This window comes from Novosphingobium sp. KN65.2, assembly GCF_001368935.1.
GTDB lineage: Bacteria > Pseudomonadota > Alphaproteobacteria > Sphingomonadales > Sphingomonadaceae > Novosphingobium > Novosphingobium mathurense.
Map to the genome: position 1 here is coordinate 88696 of NZ_CCBH010000170.1, position 20689 is coordinate 109384.

General features: G+C 64.8%; 18 protein-coding genes. 4 read left to right on the forward strand and 14 right to left on the reverse strand.

Annotated elements, in window-relative coordinates; all coding sequences use genetic code 11:
• Positions 1 to 8: 8 nt before the first annotated feature.
• From SPHV1_RS16415 to dcd, 6 genes are all read right to left on the reverse strand, one after another.
• Positions 9 to 1451, reverse strand: coding sequence for an aspartate kinase (locus tag SPHV1_RS16415; RefSeq protein ID WP_054947107.1), 1443 nt, complete (start codon positions 1449 to 1451; stop codon positions 9 to 11).
• Positions 1448 to 2362, reverse strand: a complete 915-nt coding sequence (gene thpD, locus SPHV1_RS16420) for an ectoine hydroxylase (protein WP_054947108.1) — start codon at positions 2360 to 2362, stop codon at positions 1448 to 1450. Before thpD ends, SPHV1_RS16415 begins: the two co-directional genes overlap by 4 nt.
• A gap of 18 nt (positions 2363 to 2380) precedes the next feature.
• Positions 2381 to 2794, reverse strand: a complete 414-nt coding sequence (locus SPHV1_RS16425; protein WP_054947155.1) for an ectoine synthase — start codon at positions 2792 to 2794, stop codon at positions 2381 to 2383.
• Positions 2795 to 2861: 67 nt separating this feature from the next.
• Positions 2862 to 4193, reverse strand: coding sequence for a diaminobutyrate--2-oxoglutarate transaminase (gene ectB / locus SPHV1_RS16430; protein ID WP_054947109.1), 1332 nt, complete (start codon positions 4191 to 4193; stop codon positions 2862 to 2864).
• Between the two features lie 17 nt (positions 4194 to 4210).
• On the reverse strand, positions 4211 to 4699 hold the full coding sequence (gene ectA / locus SPHV1_RS16435; protein WP_054947156.1) for a diaminobutyrate acetyltransferase: 489 nt from the start codon (positions 4697 to 4699) through the stop codon (positions 4211 to 4213).
• A 451-nt stretch (positions 4700 to 5150) separates the two neighbouring features.
• The gene (gene dcd / locus SPHV1_RS16440; protein WP_054947110.1) at positions 5151 to 5705 is read right to left on the reverse strand and encodes a dCTP deaminase; all 555 of its coding nucleotides are present in this window, start codon (positions 5703 to 5705) and stop codon (positions 5151 to 5153) included.
• Positions 5706 to 6388: 683 nt separating this feature from the next.
• Between dcd and wecB the strand changes: the two genes are divergently transcribed.
• Together wecB and wecC are read left to right on the forward strand one after the other, a co-directional pair.
• Positions 6389 to 7528, forward strand: a complete 1140-nt coding sequence (gene wecB, locus SPHV1_RS16445) for a non-hydrolyzing UDP-N-acetylglucosamine 2-epimerase (RefSeq protein WP_054947157.1) — start codon at positions 6389 to 6391, stop codon at positions 7526 to 7528.
• Positions 7506 to 8807 carry a UDP-N-acetyl-D-mannosamine dehydrogenase gene (wecC, locus tag SPHV1_RS16450; protein ID WP_054947111.1) on the forward strand — a complete coding sequence of 434 codons (1302 nt, stop codon included), beginning with the start codon at positions 7506 to 7508 and terminating at the stop codon, positions 8805 to 8807. The genes wecB and wecC overlap by 23 nt, the downstream gene beginning before the upstream one ends.
• A 32-nt stretch (positions 8808 to 8839) precedes the next feature.
• Here the strand turns inward: wecC and SPHV1_RS16455 are convergent, their stop codons facing one another.
• The 5 genes from SPHV1_RS16455 to SPHV1_RS16475 all read right to left on the reverse strand — a co-directional run bounded on the left by SPHV1_RS16455 (position 8840) and on the right by SPHV1_RS16475 (position 14062).
• On the reverse strand, positions 8840 to 10348 hold the full coding sequence (locus SPHV1_RS16455; RefSeq protein WP_054947158.1) for a sodium:alanine symporter family protein: 1509 nt from the start codon (positions 10346 to 10348) through the stop codon (positions 8840 to 8842).
• A gap of 158 nt (positions 10349 to 10506) precedes the next feature.
• Positions 10507 to 11886 (reverse strand): L-serine ammonia-lyase, encoded by a 1380-nt coding sequence (locus SPHV1_RS16460; protein WP_054947112.1) that lies wholly within the window; start codon positions 11884 to 11886, stop codon positions 10507 to 10509.
• A gap of 121 nt (positions 11887 to 12007) precedes the next feature.
• Positions 12008 to 12775 carry a molybdopterin-dependent oxidoreductase gene (locus SPHV1_RS16465; protein WP_054947113.1) on the reverse strand — a complete coding sequence of 256 codons (768 nt, stop codon included), beginning with the start codon at positions 12773 to 12775 and terminating at the stop codon, positions 12008 to 12010.
• Positions 12772 to 13626, reverse strand: coding sequence for a cytochrome b/b6 domain-containing protein (locus SPHV1_RS16470; protein ID WP_054947114.1), 855 nt, complete (start codon positions 13624 to 13626; stop codon positions 12772 to 12774). The genes SPHV1_RS16465 and SPHV1_RS16470 overlap by 4 nt, the downstream gene beginning before the upstream one ends.
• 19 nt (positions 13627 to 13645) lie before the next feature.
• Positions 13646 to 14062, reverse strand: coding sequence for a secondary thiamine-phosphate synthase enzyme YjbQ (locus SPHV1_RS16475; protein WP_054947159.1), 417 nt, complete (start codon positions 14060 to 14062; stop codon positions 13646 to 13648).
• 319 nt (positions 14063 to 14381) lie between these two features.
• On the opposite strand from SPHV1_RS16475, the gene SPHV1_RS16480 reads away from it, so the two are divergent.
• Both SPHV1_RS16480 and SPHV1_RS16485 read left to right on the forward strand, forming a co-directional pair.
• Positions 14382 to 16991 (forward strand): TonB-dependent receptor, encoded by a 2610-nt coding sequence (locus SPHV1_RS16480; RefSeq protein WP_054947115.1) that lies wholly within the window; start codon positions 14382 to 14384, stop codon positions 16989 to 16991.
• Positions 16992 to 17008: 17 nt separating this feature from the next.
• A complete protein-coding gene (locus tag SPHV1_RS16485; protein ID WP_054947116.1) occupies positions 17009 to 18061 on the forward strand; it encodes a tyrosine-protein phosphatase in 1053 nt (350 codons plus the stop codon).
• Positions 18062 to 18091: 30 nt separating this feature from the next.
• Here the strand turns inward: SPHV1_RS16485 and SPHV1_RS16490 are convergent, their stop codons facing one another.
• From SPHV1_RS16490 to SPHV1_RS16500, 3 genes are read right to left on the reverse strand one after another with little or no spacing between them, the layout of a single operon-like run.
• The gene (locus SPHV1_RS16490) at positions 18092 to 19351 is read right to left on the reverse strand and encodes a bifunctional alpha/beta hydrolase/OsmC family protein (protein ID WP_054947117.1); all 1260 of its coding nucleotides are present in this window, start codon (positions 19349 to 19351) and stop codon (positions 18092 to 18094) included.
• A 25-nt stretch (positions 19352 to 19376) separates the two neighbouring features.
• Positions 19377 to 19763, reverse strand: a complete 387-nt coding sequence (locus SPHV1_RS16495) for an OsmC family protein (RefSeq protein WP_054947118.1) — start codon at positions 19761 to 19763, stop codon at positions 19377 to 19379.
• Positions 19764 to 19792: 29 nt separating this feature from the next.
• Positions 19793 to 20689 carry a pirin family protein gene (locus SPHV1_RS16500; protein WP_054947119.1) on the reverse strand — a complete coding sequence of 299 codons (897 nt, stop codon included), beginning with the start codon at positions 20687 to 20689 and terminating at the stop codon, positions 19793 to 19795.

Here is a 20689-nt window from a genome sequence, read left to right on the forward strand (position 1 = left end):
GGGCGGGATCAGGCGGCAGCGCGCTGCCCCAGTCGTCCGGCGTCCTCGACAAGCGCCTCGTGCAGGGCACGGACAGCGTTGTCGAAATCGTGCGAGTTGATGATGAACTGCACGTCGACGTTGCGGATCTGGTGCTGCATTGCGAGCACATCGACCTCGGCATCCATCAGCGCCGAAAGCGCGTGGGGCACAAGGCCCGGCTCCGACAGGTCGCTGCCGATCGCCGAAACCATCGCCACCGGCTGGGATGTAATCACGGCGCCCGGGTAGGCCCGCTCTAGGTCGGTCACGATACGCTCCATCTTCGCCGCGCCGATGCCGCTGAGGTAATGGGTGATGGTGTTGGCGTTCGAGCTCTTGCTGACGATCCACGCCCCGTGTTTGGTAAGGGTTTCGAGGATCGCGGCATCGTAGCCCTTTTCACCGACCATATCCTGCTCGAAGAACTGCAGGGCCTGAACGGTCTGCAAGCCGGTGACGATCTCCACGCGCGGCTTGTCCGAGACGTAGTTGCCGCGAATGAGCGTGCCTTCGTCCTCGCGGTCGAAGGTGTTGCGCACGCGCAGCGGGATTTCCGACTGGCGCAGGCCGCGCCCGGCCCGCGGGTGGATCGCTTCCATGCCGAGGTTCGCAAGCTGGTCGGCCACGTCGTAGTTGGTACGGCCGATCTTGCACGCCTTACCGGTGCCGACGAGCCTGGGATCGGCGCTGGAAAGGTGGAACTCCTTGTGGATGATCGCCTCGCGCGCTTCGGTCAGCACCGCGATGCGCGAGAAGGTCATCTCGGAATAGCCACGGGCATAACGGCGCACCATGCCGCCTTCGCAGCCGGCGTAGCCGGTGACGATCGGCATCTGCGTGGACAGGTCGACCGGCTCGAGCGCCTTGAGGATCTGGTCGTCGAGGCTGGCAAGCTCGTCGTGGTTCCAGGTGGTCAGGTCGACGAAGACCGCATTCACCCCCCGGTCGCGCAGCAGCAGCGCGGTCGAGTGTGCGGAATGCGCTTCGCCCAGTCCCGCAAGCATCTCGCGGACGGTGACCATCTGCTCCTTGAGGCAGAAGCGGCCGTGCGAACGCAGGCGGTCAAGATCGTCGAGGCAGGCATCGAGCGCCGCCACGCGGTCATCGACGAAGCGGTTCGCCTCGCGCAGGCTCTCGGGTCTGGCGAACATCTGCCTGTTGCGTTCATGCATGGCGTCGCGCACGCGGGCGAGCGCATCCTGCCAGCCGCCTTCGACATCGTTGCTGGCGAAGTGGGCATAGACGCCCGCCTCGCCCGACTTCTTGTGCTCGAGCAGCAGGTCGGTCATCCCGGCATAGGCCGAAACGACGAAGATGCGGTTGTACAGGTCGGCGCCTTCGCGTCCTGCAATCAGGACATTGTCGAAGACGGTCGACGTGGCGGCCATCGAGGTACCGCCGATCTTTTCGACGCTATGGGCTGCGGTCATGCGGCAACTCCCATGAGTTCGCCCGAGACCGGCCGGATCGGCTCGACCTTGCGGGCGGCAATGAAATCGGGACGCGGCTTGGCCGCACCGAAAGGGGCAACGAGGCGATTGCTCACCGCGTTGAAAACGAAGAATGCATTGGAACGGGGGAACGGCGTGATGTTGCCGTTCGAACCATGCATAGTGTTGCAGTCGAACAGGATCACCGTACCGGGCTTGCCGGTGGGCGCCTCGATGCCGTGCTTGTGGGCAAGCTCGGCCAGGCTGTACTCGTCGGGAACACCGAACTCCTGCCTGCGCAGCGAATGCCTGTAGTGATCCTCCGGCGTTTCACCGACGCAGGTGACGAAGACGCGCTGCGAACCGGGAATGAGCATCAGCGGCCCGTTATGGGGATTGTTCTCGGCCAGAAGCACCGACATCGAGAGGCAACGCATCGCGGGCATGCCGTCTTCGGTATGCCAGGTCTCGAAGTCCGAGTGCCAGAAGAACTCCTTGCCCCTGAAGCCCGGCTTGTAGTTCAGGCGCGACTGGTGGATGTACACCTCGTCGTCGAGCAGGTAGCTGGCGACACCCGCCAGCCGTTCGTCGGCGGCCAGACGCTCCATCATCCGGCTCTGTCCATGGATCCGGAAGATCGAACGGACTTCGCGGCTGTCCGGCTCGGCAATGACGGTTTCGTCCTCCAGTCCCGCGGGATTGGAGAGAAGGCGGCCCGTCTCGGCCTGGAGCGCGGCTATTTCAGCTTCGGAAAAGACGTTTTCCAGTACGAGATAACCGTCCCGGTCAAACCGCTCGATCTGCTCGGCGGTCAGCGGCGCACCCGGTTCCCAGGCACGCCGCGCGACAGGTTCGTGACGCGCAAGCAGTTCGGGCTGCCCGGCGCATCGCGACGGATATTGATCCTGCATTGCTACCCCCGTCTGCGTTCAGTCCGAAAGCGCGGGTTCGCGCTCCGCGTCGACATCGGCGGGATAGGCACCGTTTTCGTCATGGACCTCGCGGCCGGTGACGGGCGGGTTGAACACGCAGGCGCACAGGATCTCGGTCTCGGGACGCACGATGTGCTTGTCGTTGTTGTTGAGCGCATACATCACGCCGGGCTTCAGCTCGTGGGTCTCGCCGGTACCCAGATCCTCTATCGTGCCGTTACCCTTGAGGATCAGCACGGCTTCCAGGTGGTTCTGGTAATGCATGTGGAGTTCCGCACCGGCGAACAGGGTCGTGACGTGGAACGAGAAGCCCATGCCGTCATCCTTCAGCAGCAGGCGGTCGCTGGTCCAGCCTTCCGACTTGACGTGCTTGTCGCTCTTGCGAATGTCCTTGAGCTTGCGAACGATCATGTGGTTTTCCTTGGTATTTACGTGTGAAGCCGCGTCGTGAAGGTCGGCCACGAGGGGCCGCCGCCCCTCAGGCCGCGACGTTGAGCTTGCGTTCGGTACGCGTGTCCGCGTCGTCGACAGGGGCGATCGCCTCGGCGATTGCCTCCTCGAGAATGTCGAGGCCGGCATTCAGCGTCGCGTCGTCGATGACGAGCGGGGCAAGCACCTTGACGATCTCGTCGTGGGCGCCGCTGGTCTCGATGATCAGGCCCTCATCGAAGCAGGCCCCGGTAATCTTGTCGGCCACCTCGCCGCTGCCGACGTTGATGCCGCGCATCATGCCGCGACCGCGGGTCGAAAGGCCGTGGCGGCGCGCAATGCGTTCCAGCCGCTGCTCGAGAATGCCACCGCGGCGGGCAATGTCGTCGGCAAAGGACGGATCGGCCCAGAATTCGCGCAATGCCGCCGTCGCGGTGACGAAAGCATGGTTGTTGCCGCGGAAGGTGCCGTTGTGCTCGCCCGGGTTCCACACGTCGAGTTCGGGGCGGAACAGGGTCAGCGCAAAGGGCAGGCCCATGCCCGAGAGCGACTTCGCCAGGGTGACCACGTCTGGGGTGAAGCCCATGTCCTCGAAGCTGAAGAATCCGCCGGTGCGGCCGCAGCCGGCCTGGATGTCGTCGACGATCATCAGCGCGCCGTGCTTCTTGGCGAGCGCCGCGATCTTGCGCAGCCATTCCGGACGCGCGGCGTTGAGGCCGCCTTCGCCCTGGACGGTTTCGACCAGGAATGCCGCCGGGGCATCGAGGCCGCTCGACGGGTCGGCAAGGCGCTGCTCGAGCAGGTCCGCAGTATCGACATCGTCGCCGAAGTAGCCGTCGAACGGCTCATGGCTGACGTGGTTGAGCGGAACGCCGGCGCCGCCGCGCTTGCCGGCATTGCCGGTGCAGGCCAGTGCGCCCAGGGTCATGCCATGAAAACCGTTGGTGAAGGCGATCACCATTTCACGACCCGTCACCTTGCGGGCCAGCTTGATCGCTGCCTCGACGGCGTTCGTGCCGGTCGGACCGGTAAACATGGCGCGATAGTCCAGGCCGCGTGGACGCAGGATCACGTCCTCGAAGGTCTTGAGAAAGTCGGACTTGGCATCGGTGTGCAGGTCCAGCGCATGGGTCACCCCGTCGCTGGCGATGTAGTCCATGAGCGCCTGCTTGAGCACCGGGTGGTTGTGTCCGTAGTTGAGCGAGGAGCAGCCCGACAGGAAGTCGAGATAGCGTCCGCCCTCGCTGTCATGCATCCATACGCCCTGCGCGCGGTTGAACTGCCGCGGCATGGAACGGGAGTAGCTGCGCACTCCGGATTCACGGCGGTCGTAAATGGCGGTGTCGGGCGACTTGGCGCTCGGCTTGGGAGTCGTCATCATCTCAGGTGTTTCCCTGTTCAGTTGAATTGGGCGGACGGCAGCGGCGAAATGCTCGCCTGCCATTCCGTGTCATGCGCACCTGCGAAGTGCGCCTCGCGCTCGAAGCGCGGTTGTTTGGTCAGCTCGGCGCCATGGCGGCGCGCGAAGGCCCTGAAGAGGCCCCATGAAGCGTCGTTGGTTTCGGTCACGGTCGTCGTGAGCGTGGTCGCCCCCTTCACGGCGGGGCGCGCAATCAGTTCATCGAGCATGCGCCCGCCCAGACCCAGGCCGCGCGCCGAAGCGTCGACGGCAACCTGCCAGACGAAGATTCGCTCGGGATGAGAAGGGGGCCGGTAGCCGGAAATCCATCCGACGATCTGGCCATCCCTTTCAGCGACGACGCAGGTATCGGCGAAGTCGCTGCACTGCAGGAGGTTGCAGTAAGCGGAATTGGTATCGAGCGGCGGCGATGCGGCAATCAGCGCCGAGATCGCGGGCCCGTCTTCGGCCTGCGGACATCTCAGCACCAGGCGGTCATCGCCGGTCGTTCGTTTGGGGCCCTCCGGATCGTCCCGGTGGCCGGGCTTGCTCAAACTTTCTTCAAAAATTACTTCACCCTCCAAAGCACATTCTAGTGCTTGGTTATCCTCGCTCTCACGCTTTGGACGGCTTCACATAGTTTTTCGTGGAATTTTTGCAACAGCCAGGCCTGCGCCCCTCGGCCATATCCTTCATAATTCGAATTAGATAGTTAGGATAAAAAAGCATCGGCAGATATACCGCAAAGCCCCGCAAACACTGACGTCTGCGGGGCCAGGCGAAGCCCCGGCAGGGACCTGCACTGCACTGCGAAAAAATTTATTGTCGGAAGGGCGTCAGACGCGTTGCGAAAGGCGAATCGCGAAAGAGCCAGACGCTATTGCGCGCCGGCCCGATCTGAAACGGCCTGCATTCGGACTGGAATTCGGGGGGCGCGCCTTACAGGCGCGGAAGGGTCACGCCGCGCTGGCCCATGTACTTGCCGGCACGGTCGGCATAGCTCGTTTCGCAGGGCTCGTTGCCCTTCAGGAACAGGAACTGGCAGGCGCCTTCGTTCGCATAGATCTTGGCGGGCAGCGGCGTCGTGTTCGAGAATTCAAGGGTGACGTGCCCTTCCCAGCCCGGCTCCAGCGGCGTGACGTTCACGATGATGCCGCAACGCGCATACGTGGACTTGCCCAGGCAAATGACGAGGACGTCCTTGGGCACGCGGAAATATTCCACCGTGCGCGCCAGCGCGAAGGAATTGGGCGGGATCACGCAGACGTCGGTCTCGCGATCGACGAAGGAATTCGCGGCGAAGTCCTTGGGGTCGACCACGGCCGAATCGACATTGGTGAAGATCTTGAACTCCGGCGCGACGCGCGCATCGTAGCCATAGGAGGACAGGCCATAGGAAATGCATCCGTCGCGGCGCTGCGCCTCGACGAAAGGCTCGATCATGCCGTTTTCCTGCGCCTGCTGGCGGATCCACTTGTCGCTCAGAATTGCCATGACCGGTTGATTCCCCAAGGCCGCCCTCGGGGCAAGTGGCGACGCAAATTTGTCCACCGAGGCGAAGCCACGAAGAAGCGCAGACAACCGAAGCGACCCGAAGCGACCCGAAGCAGCCCGCACGCCCCCGCGGAGCGATATGCAGCATGGGCATTACCCATCGCGCGCCAGACAGCCTCTTGAGGCAGGCGCTGCGCCGACTTCGGCTATAACCCCATGGAAAACGGCGATAGTTTACGGCGCCTTCATTACGACTGGATCGAATCGGCGCCCTATGATCTACTTCAATTGCGACCCGAAGGGCCTGTGTATACATTAGGCTCTTAACACCTTGAACGGCAGCTTAATCGGGCTGCCGTTTCTTTATCGTTATCCAAAAACTGTAGACACCTCTCCCGCGCCAAAGACAACGAGAAGTATCGTTTACAGGACCCACCCCCAGCAAGTCCGATCAATACTTTATCTTCAGCGTCTGATTGGGATCAGATACCCTCAATCTCACGTTTGCACGTATCATTTCGCGCCAAGTGCTCGAAAAGACATTAAAATCCGGTCACCCATGAAAGCCCCCATGGCGGCGGCGGCCGTCAAGTCGCACAATGGCCGGCATGGCCGCCTCGCGGCAGCGCCGCCGCTTGCGGCTTTAGACGATGATTAACCACACGGTGATAGTCCGGAGCGCGATGACCCAGCCTTCCCGCATTCTCGTTATCTTCGGCACGCGTCCCGAAGCGATCAAGCTCTTCCCCGTCATCCATGCGCTGAAGGCCGATCCGCGCTTCGAATGCGTCGTCTGCGTCTCGGCGCAGCACCGGCAGATGCTGGACCAGGTGCTGGACATCGCGCGGATCGTGCCCGACCACGATCTCGACGTGATGCAGCCCGACCAGACGCTCGACGCGCTGACCGCAAGCCTGCTGACCGGCATCGGCAAGGTCATGGACCAGGTGAAGCCGGACCGCGCGATCGTGCAGGGAGACACCGCGACGGCGATGTCGGGCGCGCTCGCCGCCTATTACCGCAAGGTGCCGGTCGATCATGTCGAGGCGGGACTGCGCTCCTACAACATCTATCACCCCTGGCCCGAGGAGGTGAACCGCAAGATCATCGGGGCCATGGCCAGCCTGCACTTCGCGCCGACCGAAACCTCGGCCACGGCGCTGGCAAAGGAAAACGTCGATCCCGCGCGCGTCCATGTCACGGGCAACACGGTGATCGATGCCCTGCACTGGGTGAGCGCGCGGATCGAGGCCCAGCCGCACCTTGCCGCCGGGCTGGCAGACCTCGAAGCGAGGTTCGCCGGCAAGCGCATCATCGGCGTCACCAGCCACCGGCGCGAGAATTTCGGCGAAGGCATGGAGCAGATCGCGACGGCCATCCGCCGCATCGCCGAGCGTCCGGATACGGCGGTGATCTTCCCTGTCCACCTCAATCCCAACGTACGGCGGGTGATGAACGAGCGTCTCTCCGGGCTGGACAACGTCGCCCTGATCGAGCCGCTCGACTACCCGCACTTCGCGCGCCTGCTCAATATCGCCGAGATCATGCTGACCGACAGCGGCGGCGTGCAGGAGGAAGCCCCGGCGCTGGGCAAGCCCGTCCTGGTCATGCGCGAGACTACCGAACGCCCCGAGGGCGTGGAGGCTGGAACCGCGAAACTCGTCGGAACTTCGGCCGAGACGATCGTTACCGAAATATCAACCTTGCTCGACGATACCGTGGCTTACGAGGCCATGGCGCGCGCCCACAATCCTTTTGGGGACGGGCAATCCGCGCGCCGAATCGTGGAGCTGCTAGCGAATGAAATCGGACAAGAAGCCTGACGTCTGCGTCGTCGGACTGGGCTATATCGGACTTCCCACCGCCGCCGTGATCGCCCGCGCCGGATGCCGCGTCCTGGGCCTCGACGTTTCGCAGAAGGTCGTCGACACGATCAACCGCGGCGAAATCCACATCGAGGAAGTCGATCTCGACGGTCTCGTCCACGGTGTCGTCTCGCGCGGGCTGCTTTCCGCCTCGACCGAAGTGGCGCCCGCGGACGTCTTCGTCATCGCCGTGCCCACGCCTTTCGACAAGGATCACGCGCCCGACATTTCCTATGTCCTGTCCGCCGGCCGCACGATCGCCCCGGTGCTCAAGCAGGGTGACGTCATCATCCTGGAATCGACTTCGCCGGTCGGCACCACCGAGCGACTGCGCGACCTGATCGCCGAGATGCGCCCTGACCTGAAGATTCCCGGCCTGACCGGCGAGATCCCCGACATCTCGATTTCCTACTGCCCGGAGCGCGTACTGCCCGGCCGCATTCTGGAAGAGCTGACCAACAACGACCGCTCGATCGGCGGCATCACCCCGCGCTGCGCGCGCAAGGCGCTGGCCTTCTACAAGCGCTTCGTGCGCGGCGAATGCGTCACCACCGATGCGCGCTCGGCGGAGATGACCAAACTGGTCGAGAACGCCTATCGCGACGTCAACATCGCCTTCGCCAACGAACTGTCCATCGTCGCCGACCGCATGGGCCTCGACGTGTGGGAAGTGATCCGCCTCGCCAACCGGCATCCGCGCGTCAACATCCTGTCACCCGGTCCCGGCGTGGGCGGCCACTGCATCGCCGTCGACCCCTGGTTCATCGTTCACGGTGCTCCGGAGGAGACTCCGCTGATCCGCACCGCGCGCGGCGTCAACGACGGCAAGATGCACCACGTGATCGCCAAGGCCGAAGCACTGGTGGAAGCGCATCCGGGTGCGAAAGTCGCCTGCCTCGGCCTTGCCTTCAAGGCCAACATCGACGACTTCCGCGAAAGTCCGGCGCGTTTCGTCGCCAGCCGCCTTGCCCGCAGGTTCGGGGAACGCATCCACATCGTCGAGCCCTATGCAGCCGAATTGCCGATCGAGTTTACCGACACCGGGGTGCGCCAGATCGACATCGACGATGCGCTGGAAGCCTGCGACATCCTGATCGTTCTGGTCGACCACGACGTCTTCCGCGTCGTGCCGTTGGCCGAACGGGCGAACAAGCTGGTCTACGATACCCGCGGCATCTGGCCCGACCAGCCCCGCGCGGTGCGCGAGACGGAAACCGCCCTGCGTCTGGTCGGCTGATCGCGCCGAACGCGCGCAGGGCGGCCTCCCCGTTATTCTTCGCGCATTGCGACGTGGTGATCGCGGCCGGCGTTCCTGTCGCCCCGGGCGAGCTTGAACACCACGCCCGACAGCGCCGCCAGCGCGATCAGGTTGGGCACGGCCATCGTCGCATTGGCGATGTCGCCCAGGCGCCAGACGAGCTGAAGCGGCTGGCTCGCGCCGATGAACACGGCGAGACACCACAGCACGCGCCAGATGTAGTGCAGGATTTTCTCGCCCCGCGCACTGGCGCCCGGCACCTTGTCGTAAAGGAAGGTGATCGCGCGCTCGCCGTAGTAGCTGAAAGTCAGCAGGGTCGAGAAGACGAAGAGGATCAGCGCCAGCGAGGCAATGATGCTGCCGATCGCAAGCCCCCCGACCTGTACCGGGAAAGCGGCGGCAAAGGCCCCTGAAGTCATCGCGAAGCCGGTCAGGTCCGATTGCCAGGCGTGCTTCACCGCATGTCCGCCGCCGGTGAAGTTGCCTTCGACGGTGAGGATCACCAGCGCGGTCATGGTGCAGATGACGATGGTGTCGATGAAAGTGCCCATCATCGCCATGCGGCCCTGCACTTCCGGGTCGTCGGTCTGGGCGACGGCGTGGGCCATCGGGGTGGTGCCCTGCCCGGCCTCGTTGGAGAACAGGCCGCGCGCGACGCCGGCGCGCAGGGCGAGCATGATCCCGGCACCGACGAAACCGCCGACCGCCGACTGACCCGAAAAGGCACCGCCGAAAATGCGCCCGAACGTTTCAGGGATGTCCTTGATGTCCAGCAGGATCGCGATGAGGGCCATGAGAATGTAGGTGCCGGCCATGAACGGCACGATCTTCTCCGCCACGGCGCCGATCGACTTGATGCCGCCGATGATGACGACGAAGACGGCGATCGCGGCGATCAGGCCGCCGAGCCATTCGTCGATGCCGAACAGTTCGTTCATGCCATCGGCCACTGCATTGGCCTGGATCGCGTTGCCGGTGATGATCGTCGAGATCAGCGTGCCGATACAGAAGATGACCGCAAGCCAGGTCCACTTCGGGCCAAGCCCGCGCACGATGTAGGTCATCGGCCCGCCGCGCCAGTAGCCCTCCAGCGACTTCTCGCGAAACCGGATCGCCAGCGAACCTTCGGCAAAGGCCAGCGCCATGCCGATCAGTGCGGTAACCCACATCCAGAAGATCGCGCCCGGGCCGCCCAGGGCAAGGGCAGTGGCGACGCCGGCCATGTTGCCGGTGCCGACCTGTCCGGACAGCGCGGTCGAAAGCGCGGCGAACGGGCTGATTTCACCCGATCCGGCGCCCTTGCGCCCGCGGAAAAGCCCCGCGAAGGCATTGCCCAGCTTGCGCAACGGATAGAAGCGCAGGCCGATCATCATGTAGAGGCCGACGCCCAGCAGAACGATGACCATCGGCGGGAAAGGCAGGACGACAGCGCCGTCCCAGGTGCCGCCCCAGATGAAGTCCGAGATGTTGGTAATGCGGTCGATCAGGCCGGTATCCTGCTGAACCGCAGCCGCCCCCATATTCAAGATCGTCATTCGCTGGCTTTCCCCTGTTTGCCGCCTTGCGACGTCTTTGCCCCGTTCTGCAGATCGACGGGCTCAATTGCGGGATCGTGAACTAAAGTTGCGCGATGGGAAAGGTCCTATCCGAAACGGACAAGGGGTCCAGTCCGGCGCGATCAACAGGCCACAACGTTGATGGCGAGCCCGCCCTGGCTCGTCTCCTTGTATTTGCTCGACATGTCGACGCCGGTCTGGCGCATCGTTTCGATCACCTGGTCGAGCGAGACGCGCGGCGTTTCGCCTGCGTGCAGCGCGAGCTTGGCGGCATTGACCGCCTTGACCGCGGCAATGGCATTGCGCTCGATGCACGGGATCTGGACGAGCCCGCCGACCGGATCGCAGGTGAGGCCAAGGTTGTGTTCCATGCCGATCTCTGCCGCAGCGGTGACCTGTTCGGGCGTGCCGCCCCAGACCGCCGCAAGCCCTGCGGCCGCCATCGAGCAGGCGACGCCGACCTCGCCCTGACAGCCCATCTCCGCGCCCGAAATCGAGGCGCGCTGCTTGTAGAGCATGCCGATCCCGGCAGCCGTCAGCAGGTAGCGGCGCGCCTTGACGGCCACCGCGCTGCTGCCCTCGCTGCAGTACTGGCGCAGCAGCGCGGGGATGATGCCTGCCGCACCATTGGTGGGCGCGGTGACGACCCGGCCGCCCGAGGCGTTCTCCTCGTTCACCGCCATGGCATAGAGGTTGAGCCAGTCCATCAGCGTTTCGGCCTGGTTGTCCTGCGGGCGCGCAATCAGGTTCTGGTGGATCGAGCGGGCGCGGCGGCGGACCTTGAGTTCGCCGGGCAACTGCCCCTCGCGCGACAGGCCGCGATCGATGCAGGCGTTCATCGCCTGGGCGATTGCATCGAGGCCCGCCATCGTCTCATCTTCCGGACGCCAGGCGGCCTCGTTCGCCAGCACGACCTCGCAGATCGCCATGTTCTCACGGGCGCAGATTTCCAGCAGCTGCGCGCCGGAGCCGAAAGGCAGGCGCACCGGCGGGCCGAAAATCAGCTCGTCGTTGCGCGCCGTCTGCTCAAGCTGCGCGCGGCTGGAAAAGAACCCGCCGCCGGTCGAGTAGAAATCCTCTTCGGCGATCTTCGCACCGGCCGCATCGTAGGCGCAGAGCACCATCCCGTTGGGATGCAGGTCGGGCATGCAGGCGAAGTCGAGCACGAGGTCCGTCTGCGGGGCGAAGCCGATCTCGTGCTCGCCCAGCAGGGATACCCGGCCCGTTTCGCGCACGGCGGCGACGGCTGCATAGGCTGCCTCGGGATCGACGGTCTCCGGGCGAAAGCCGCACAGGCCGATGATGCACGCATCGGGTGTGCCGTGCCCTTCCCCGGTCAGCGCCAGCGATCCCTGCAAGCCGATGCGCACCCGCGCCACCTCGCCCAATCGGCCGCGCTCGCGCAGGTCTAGGAGGAACGCGGTCGCAATGCGCATCGGCCCGACGGTGTGGGAACTCGATGGGCCAAGGCCGATGCGAAACAGGTCGAGAGCGGAAATCACTGCTGGGGGCCATTCCTGTGAACGGGTGAAGTCATCCCCGGGGGGCCTGCGGCCTCAAGGGGTCTCTGCTTGGGAAGACGCACGGATAGGCCCATGCCTCAATTCGTCACGGGCCAAGGCGTCAAATTCCGGCATACCAGGCATAGGCGCCCTGGTCCTCCCAATAGCCGCCCTTGCCGCCGTAGAGCCCTTCCAGCGACGCACGCGCCTCTATGCGGGTGACGAACTTGGCGTGCTTGTAGCCGAGCTGCCTTTCGACGCGCAGGCGCAGCGGGGCACCGTGCTGCTGCTCCAGCGGCTTGCCGTTCATCTGCCAGGCCAGGATCGTCTGGGGATGGAACGCATCGACAAGGTCGATGGATTCGTAATAGGGCCGCCCGCGATAGAGGTCCGCGCAGTGGAAGACGATATACTGCGCCTGCGGCTTCAGCCGCGCGAGATCGAGGACATGGGCAAGGCGCGGCCCCTGCCACTGGCCGATCGCGCTCCACCCCTCGACGCAGTCGTGCCGCGTGATCTGCTTGCGCTGCGGCAATTGCCTGAGTGCGGTCAGCGGGATCGCCAGCGGCCGCTCGACAAGCCCGTCGACCTTGAGCGACCAGTTCGCAAAGCCCTGCGCCAGATGCTGCCGGTATTCCCCGCCCGCGCCTTCGCGGCTGCCGTTGGCACGGAAGACCGGCGACATGTCGCCAACGGAAAACTCGCGCGCCAGGGCATTGCGACCCAACGCCCGCTGGCTGGCCTTGTGCAGGTCCTCGCCGCTTTCCAGTACGGAGCGGAAGGTCGGATTCTCGAACAGCTTGTCGCAGCCCGACAGGAGCAGGCCGCCGGTGCCGACCACGCCGGTGCGGATCAGCGTGCGGCGCGAGAGGATCAGCTTGCGGCTCATTGGCCCTTCTCCTTCGGCAGCCGGTACTTGCCGGTAATCATCGAACGGACTTCGTTGATGGGCCCGGCCAGCACGACCATGACCATGTGGACGACGAAGAAAACCACAAGCAGGAAGGCGCAGATGAAATGGACCGAGCGCGCCGATTGCCGCCCCCCGAACAGTTCGGTGACGATCGGTGCCCAGGCGTCGGTGCCCGGCGACATGGCAAGGCCGGTGACGATCATCAGCGGCAACAGCACGAACAGGACCCCGGCATAGGCGAGCTTTTGCAGGGCATTGTAGCGCAGCGCCGACGCGCCCTTCGGGAACCGCAGCCGCGCGTGCTGCTTCACATCATACCACAAGTGGCGTGGGCTCCATTCCCGGCGGGTGATGTGGATGTCGCGCCGCAAGTGCCCGTTGACCAGCGACCGGACCAGATAGGCCAGCAGTCCCAGCGCCAGCACCCAGGCGAAGGCAAGGTGCCAGATGCGCGCACCGGCGAGGCTGTAACGCGAAGGGATCGTCGCCCAGGACGGAAAGGCATAGCGTTGCTGGCGGCCATTGCTGTCCTGCCACAGGCCAAGCACGCCGGTGGTGTCGATCCGTTCGTCGCCGACTTGCAGGAAACCGCTGTATTCTCCGGTCCTCGTGTTCTGCAGGGTGCCGATCTTGAGCCAGGGCTGATCGAAGTTCGCCCCGTATTCGCCCCAGTAGAGGCGCGGGTGGGCGTTGAAGATCATCAGCCCGCTCATCAGCATCACGAGCAGGGTGACGGCATTGATCCAGTGCCAGATGCGCGTCGAGAGCCGATGCCGACGCACAAGATCTCCGCCCTGTGCGGCTTCGGGTGATGCATCGCTGGCCATGGGTGTCGGCTCCATTCGGCTATTGTCCCAGAAGGTGGATCGCCACCTGCCGGCGATGCGGCATGCGGCGGTGCTCGGCAAGGTAGATGCCCTGCCACGTGCCCAGCGCCATCCTCCCCCCGATCACCGGGATCGACAGGTTCACGCCGGTCAGCGTCGCGCGCAAGTGCGCGGGCATGTCGTCCGGCCCTTCATCGTCATGGGCATAGTGATCGCCTTCCGGCGCCAGCCGCTCCAGCCAGTCGAGCAAGTCGCGGCGCACTTCGCGCGCGGCATTCTCCTGGATCAGCAGCGAGGCCGAAGTGTGGCGGCACAGCAGTGTCAGCAGGCCCTCTCCCACGTCCTGCCCGCCGAGCCAGTCGGCCACGGCATGCGTGATTTCGGTAAGACCCCGGCCGGGCGTATCGATGGTTAGGAGTGTCGTGGACTGCTGCATGAAGGGCGCGATACTGCGCCGGACGCGGCAGGCTTTCAACCTGTTCCGCGCCATTCGGCGATGGGCATCACATTTTTGCAGTAGACATCAATTTAACGCGAAGGCCGCACGCTTCCGCCTCGGCATCGAGCCGGATTCGTGACATTAAAATACTGATAAATAACGATAATGATGGGTAAAAAGGCCTCCACGCGATCGGCGTTTGTCATAATTATAATATAATTCTGAAACCGAACTGTCCCTGAACTTTTCGCCCCCTGTAACAAACCCCTCCTAGGCGCCGCCCCGAAGACAGATCACTTCAGGGGAAATCCACCAGATGAAATACCTTTCGTACCGCGCGGCGGGCCTTGCCAGCGCGCTTGCCATCGCCGTGTCCCTGGCCGGCGTGGCCCAGGCGGCGGAATCCGGCGCGGCCGACCTTGCCGCTGCCGAAGCAGGGGTGGCGCCGCAGGACGACATGATCCCGGGCGGCGAAATCGGCAACACCATCATCGTCACCGGCACCATCCTCGCCTCGCAGCAGGCCTCGGTCGAAGCCAAGCGCAAGGCCGACAACCTCTCCGACATCGCCGCAGCCGACGCCGTGGGTCGCTTCCCCGACCAGAACGCCGCAGCCGCGCTGGCCCGCCTGCCCGCCGTCGCGGTGCAGCGCGACCAGGGACAGGAGCGCTACATCCAGGTGCGCGGCGCGCCCAACCGCTGGACCTCTGTCTCGATCGACGGCATCCCGATGGTCGGCGTCGACGAAGGCGGTGACACCCGCGCCTATCGCTTCGACGCGATCCCGGCGGTGATGCTCTCTGAAATGGTGGTCAACAAGTCGCTGACCTCGGACATGCAGGCCGATGCCATCGTCTCGACGATCGACTTGCGGACTTACTCGCCGATGGAGCAGCGCGGCCTGCATGTGTCGGGCGATCTCGGCTACGGGTTCATGGGCCTGGGCGGGGGCGAACAGCGTCAGGGCTCGCTGCGCCTGTCTTGGTCCAACGATACTTTCGGCTTCGTGCTGGGCGGTTCGCACTATCGCCGCAAGCAGCTTACCGACAACCGCGAAGTGGGTGCCTATGATGCCAAGGGCCCGACCGAGTTCGACATCCGCCAGTACGAGCTCGAACGCTGGAACAACGGCCTGTTCGGCGCCGTCGAGTACAGCCCGGAAGCCGGCCAGCGCATCTACGCCAAGGCAATCTTCTCCGAGTTCAACGACGACGAGCAGCGTAACCAGTACGAGCTGCAACTCGAAAAGGCTGCCTCGGGCACCCGCACGCAGGCCTCGGGCGACCTGACTGGCGTGCCGATGCGCGGCAGCTTCAACTACGGCGAATATCGCAACCGCAACTACATCGGCACGATCGGCGGCGAGTACGACGACTTCGACGGCTTCACCGCCGCAGTGAAGCTCAACTACACCCGCACCGACAACAGCAGCTACCTGCCGCTGGTACAGTCCTCGACAACCGGCGCGAACAACCTCTCGTTCACGTACGACAACAGCAATCCGAACTTCCCGATCGTCTCGCTGACCGGCGGTGCATTCAACCAGGCGAGCCTCTCGACCGGACGCGCCTACATGATCGCCGCGCGGCAAAAGACCGTCTCGGACAGCTATACCGCCAAGGTCGACGTCGCCAAGGAAATGGGCGCGCTCACGCTTGCGGCGGGCGGGCTCTTTGCCGACCGCGACATCGCGGGCAACAACTTCTCGTTCTCCAACATCGCGGCGATCGGCGCGCTCGGTTCGGTGGTCGGCCAGCCCTTCGACGTGAACAGCTACGTCACCGACAAGGCCTGGGACACCGACTTTCCGCTCGGCCTGAACTTCAACTACGTCGACAACGTCGCCATGCGCCGTGACATCGACAGCCTGCTCGGCAAGCTCGAGGCCGCCGGTCTCTACGATCCGGCCAAGGACATTCCGGCCAGCGACCGCTACGCCCAGCGTGAAAAGACGCTAGCGGGCTATGTCTCGGCCAAGCTGGAAACCGGCGCGCTGACCGCGATTGCCGGCCTGCGGGTAGAGAACTACGTGCTCGACAATTCAGGCTCGGTCCTCTCGAACGGCGCCTATACGCCGCTCACCTTCCACAAGAACCGCACCGACTTCTTCCCGAGCCTCAACCTCAAGTACGAAGCCACCAACGACCTGGTCCTGCGCCTTGCCGGCCAGCGCGGCATATCGCGCCCGGCCTACGGCGCGATCCGCGTCGGCGCCTCGATCAACGATACGACTTCGCCCGGCGAAATCTCCGGCGGCAACCCGCTGCTCAAGCCCGAATACACCTGGGGCCTCGACGCCAGCGTCGAATACTACCTGCCGGGCAATGGCTTGCTCTCGGTTGCAGGTTTCTCCCGCTGGGTCGACAATGTGCTGTACTCCAGCAAGCAGCCGGTCGGCTCCGACTTCTACAGCTTCGGCGGGACCGACCGTTCGAACTACCTGCTCAAGGGCACCTTCAACGGCAAGCATGGCAAGCTTTACGGTGTCGAGTTCAACGCGCAAAAGCAGTTCGACTTCCTGCCTGCGCCCTTCGACGGCTTCGGCTTCCAGGGCAACCTGACCCTGCTCGACGGCGACTTCGACACCCCGACGCAGAAGGCAATCCCCTTCCAGGGCATGTCCAAGAAGATCGCCAACGCCTCTCTGTTCTATGAAAAGTACGGCTTCTCGGGCCGCGTCAGCTACCAGTGGCGTTCGGACTGGCTGGACACGCTGGGCGGCATGGGCAGCGGCGAACACCGCAAGGGCTACGAGAACCTCGACGTCTCGCTGCGTTATGCGGTGAACGAGAACTTCACGGTTTTCGCGGACCTCGCCAACCTCACCAACGAAACGTACATCGCCTATGCCGGCACCCAGGCAATGCCGACCGAAGTCGAGCGCATCGGTTCGCGCTACCTCTTCGGCGTACGCTTCGGCTTCTGATCGGGAAACACATCCTCATGCGTTACACCACCTGCACCGCCCTTATTGCCACGATTGCCGTGCTGGCATCCTCTCCCGCGTCGGCGCGGGAGATGGCGACCCTCACCCGTCTCGATGCGCAGACCGTCGAGCTTGATCGGGGAGACGTGGCCCCGGTCTCGGTCTGGATCAGCGCGGACACGACCGTCGACGATGGCGACCGGCGCGTCACCGCCACCGGCAAGGACCGCAAGGTCAAGCTGGCGATCCCCGCCGACGAGCATCGCTACGTCATCCTCCTTGGCGAAGGCGGACATTCGACCGTCGTTGCCGAGCGCGTGCTGCCGCTGCAGCAAGGCAGCAATTTCCGCGATATCGGCGGTTACGTCACGAAGGACGGCCATCAGGTCCGCTGGGGCAAGGCGTTCCGCTCGGGCGCCATGCCCCTGCTTTCGGATGCCGACTATGCCCTGATCGACCAGTTGCACATCGACAGCGTCGTCGACCTGCGCTCCCTCGAGGAACGCGAAGTCGCACCCGACTGGGTCGACGATCGCACCGGCGCCCTGTTCCTTGCCAACGACTATTCGCTCAAGCCATTGCTGGCGGCCTATGGTGCCGGCGATGGCGAGAACACCTACAAGGGCATGGAGAAGATGCTCGTGCCCCAGTTCCGGGCGCTGTTCCGCCGCCTGCTGGCAGACGAGGGCGCGGTGATCTACCACTGCTCGGCCGGGCAGGACCGCACGGGGATCGCCACCGCGCTGATCTACGACCTGCTGGGCGTCGACCGCGAGACGATCCTCAAGGACTATCACCTCTCGACCGCTCTGCGCCGCCCGCAATTCGAGATGCCCAAGGTCGATCCGAAGGACTATCCGAACAACCCCATCGTCGCGATGTACATGTCCGGTGACGAGAAGCAGCGGCAGGTCGTACAGCCGCTCTACACGCCGAGCGGGGCCTCGCACCTCGCCCAGTTCTTCACCTATCTGGACCGGCAGTACGGCGGTACCGAAGGCTACCTGAAGCAGGAAGTCGGGCTGACCGACGCGGACTTCGCCAAGCTGCGCCGCGAACTGCTCGGCTGACCGAAGCCTATTGAACGGAACGCCCGGGCATCAGTCCCGGGCGTCCACCGCCACCTGCATGTCGGCCGCATGGGCCGATTCCGGTTCGGCCGCCGCGGGCGGCTCACCGATCACCGTGTCGAAGCGCGCGCCCTTCTCGAGCGTGCGATGGACCGGGCAGCGCTCGGCCATTTCCAGCAGGCGCTGGCGCTGATCGGCGTCGATCTCGCCCTCGATGGCGATGCGGCGGGTGAAGACATCGGGCTGCGCCTGCCCGGTCTCACGGCGATGGCCGACAGCCGTACGGATGCGCGTGACCGGCAGCCCCTTGTGGTCGGCATAGAGGCGCAGCGTCATCGTCGTGCACGCCGCCAGCGCCGAAGACAGCAGATCATAAGGTGAAGGACCCGAGCCGAGTCCGCCGACATTGCGCGGCTCGTCGGCCAGGAAGCGCGCTCCGCCCGCCGAAATCGCAAGCTGGAACTTGCCCGCGCCGGTCTCCTCGGCCAGCACGTCCTCGCTGGGACGCGGTGCCGGAACCGCTTGCGGCAGGTCCAGATAGCGCGCCGCCCAGGCCATCACGATGCCGGCGACATAATCCGCATCGCCCTTGCGCGTCAGCAGGTGGTCGGCATCGTCCAGCGTCACGAAGCTCTTGGGATGCAGCGCCGCAGTGAAGATCCTGGTCGCCTGCGCCAGCGGCACCGTATCGTCCAGCGGAGCGTGCATGATCAGCAGCGGCTTGCGCAGGGCCTTGAGCGCTGCGCCGAGGTCGGTTGCGCGCAGTTCCTCTACCATCGCCTTGCCCACGCGGAACGGACGCCCGGCCAGGTGAACATCTGCTTCCCCGTCACGCTCCAGCGCGGAGAGCGCCTCGTCGCCGAAATGGTGCATCGCCACCTGCAGAGAAAACGGCGCACCGATCGTCGCCACGGCACGCACCGAGGCGATCTCGCCCGCAGCGGCAATCGCCGCCGCGCCGCCCATGCTGTGACCGATCAGCAGCGAAGGCGCCATGCCCTCGCCCGTCATCACTTCGGCGGCGGCGATCAGGTCGGCCACGTCGGCGCTGAACTTCGAAGCCGCGAAGTCGCCTTCGCTGGCGCCGAGGCCGGCAAAGTCGAAGCGCAGCACGCCGATGCCCTGCGCCGCGAGTGCCCGGCCGACCCGCACTGCGGCCAGGTTGTCCTTCCCGCAAGTGAAGCAATGCGCGAAGATCGCCCAGGCCCGCGCCCGGCCTTCGGGCACATCGAGGCGGCCCGACAGGCGATGTCCATTGGCTCCGGTAAAATCGAATGCCCTTGCAGCCATGATCTGCTCCTCAGCGCGCCACCGGTCAGGCCAGCGTGGTCGTGATGCCGATACCGTTCTTGAGCGTGAGCGTCACGGGCGTGCGCTCCGCGATGTCTGCAAGCCGCGCACGCTGTTCCTGATCCAGCGCGCCGGTCAGCGTCAGGGTACGCTCGATATGCGCCCCCTCCTTGCCGCCCACCAGCCGCAGGTCGACATCGGCGGATTCGAGCGGCCATTCCTTGCGGTCCGCATACATGCGCAGCGTGATCGCGGTGCAGGCACCGAGCCCGGCCAGGATGTAGTCGTAGGGCGCCGGTCCGGTGTTGGCGCCGCCAAGCCCGGCTCCTTCGTCCGCCACGAGAGCGTGGCCGCTCACTTCGATCTCGGTACGATAGCGATCGCGGCCGATGCGGGCAGTTCCATGTGCCATGTGCAATGCTCCCTTGCGGTGTGCGGCGGTCAGGCCGGAAGCGGGATGAATTCGGTTTCGCCCGGGACGGGGGCAAAGCGCTGCGCCTTCCAGTCTTGCTTGGCCTGCTCGATCCGGTCGCGCGAGGAGGACACGAAGTTCCAGAAGATATTTCGCCCTTCGGGGAACGGCTCGCCGCCCAGCAGCATCAGCCGCGCCGCGCCCCTGGCCTTGAGCACGACTTCCGCGCCCGGCTGGAAGATCACGAGTTCGCCAGTGGTAAAGGAACCCGTCTGCCCGATCACCTCGACCTCGCCGGACACGACGTAGACCGCCCGTTCTATATGCTCGGCCTTGACCTGGTAGCGCGCGCCTTCGGCCATGACGATGTCCGCATAGACCATGTCCGAGAATGTATTCACCGGAGAGACCAGCCCGTCCGAAGTGCCGGCGACGAGGGTCAGCCGGGTGCCTCCATCCTCGGTCACCGGGATCTGGTCCGCCTTGTAGTGCGCGAAATCGGGATCGACTTCCTCGCGGTCGAGCGGGAGAGCGACCCAGGTCTGCAGGCCGAACAGCTTGCCGCCGCTGGCGCGGACCGCATCGGAGGTGCGCTCGGAGTGGACGATGCCGCTGCCCGCGGTCATCCAGTTGACCTCGCCGGGACGGATCGGCTGCAGCGATCCCAGCGAATCGCGGTGCAGGATCTCGCCTTCCAGCAGGTAGGTCACGGTCGCAAGGCCGATATGCGGGTGCGGGCGGACGTCGAGGCCCTCGCCACTGTCGAAGGCGGCCGGTCCCATCTGGTCGAAGAAGATGAACGGGCCGACCATGCGGCGGTGGGCGGAAGGCAGCGCGCGGCGGACCTTGAAGCCGTCGCCAAGGTCGCGAACCGGCGGAAGGATGACGGAATCGACGCCTTCGACGTCAGTGGAACGGATGGACAT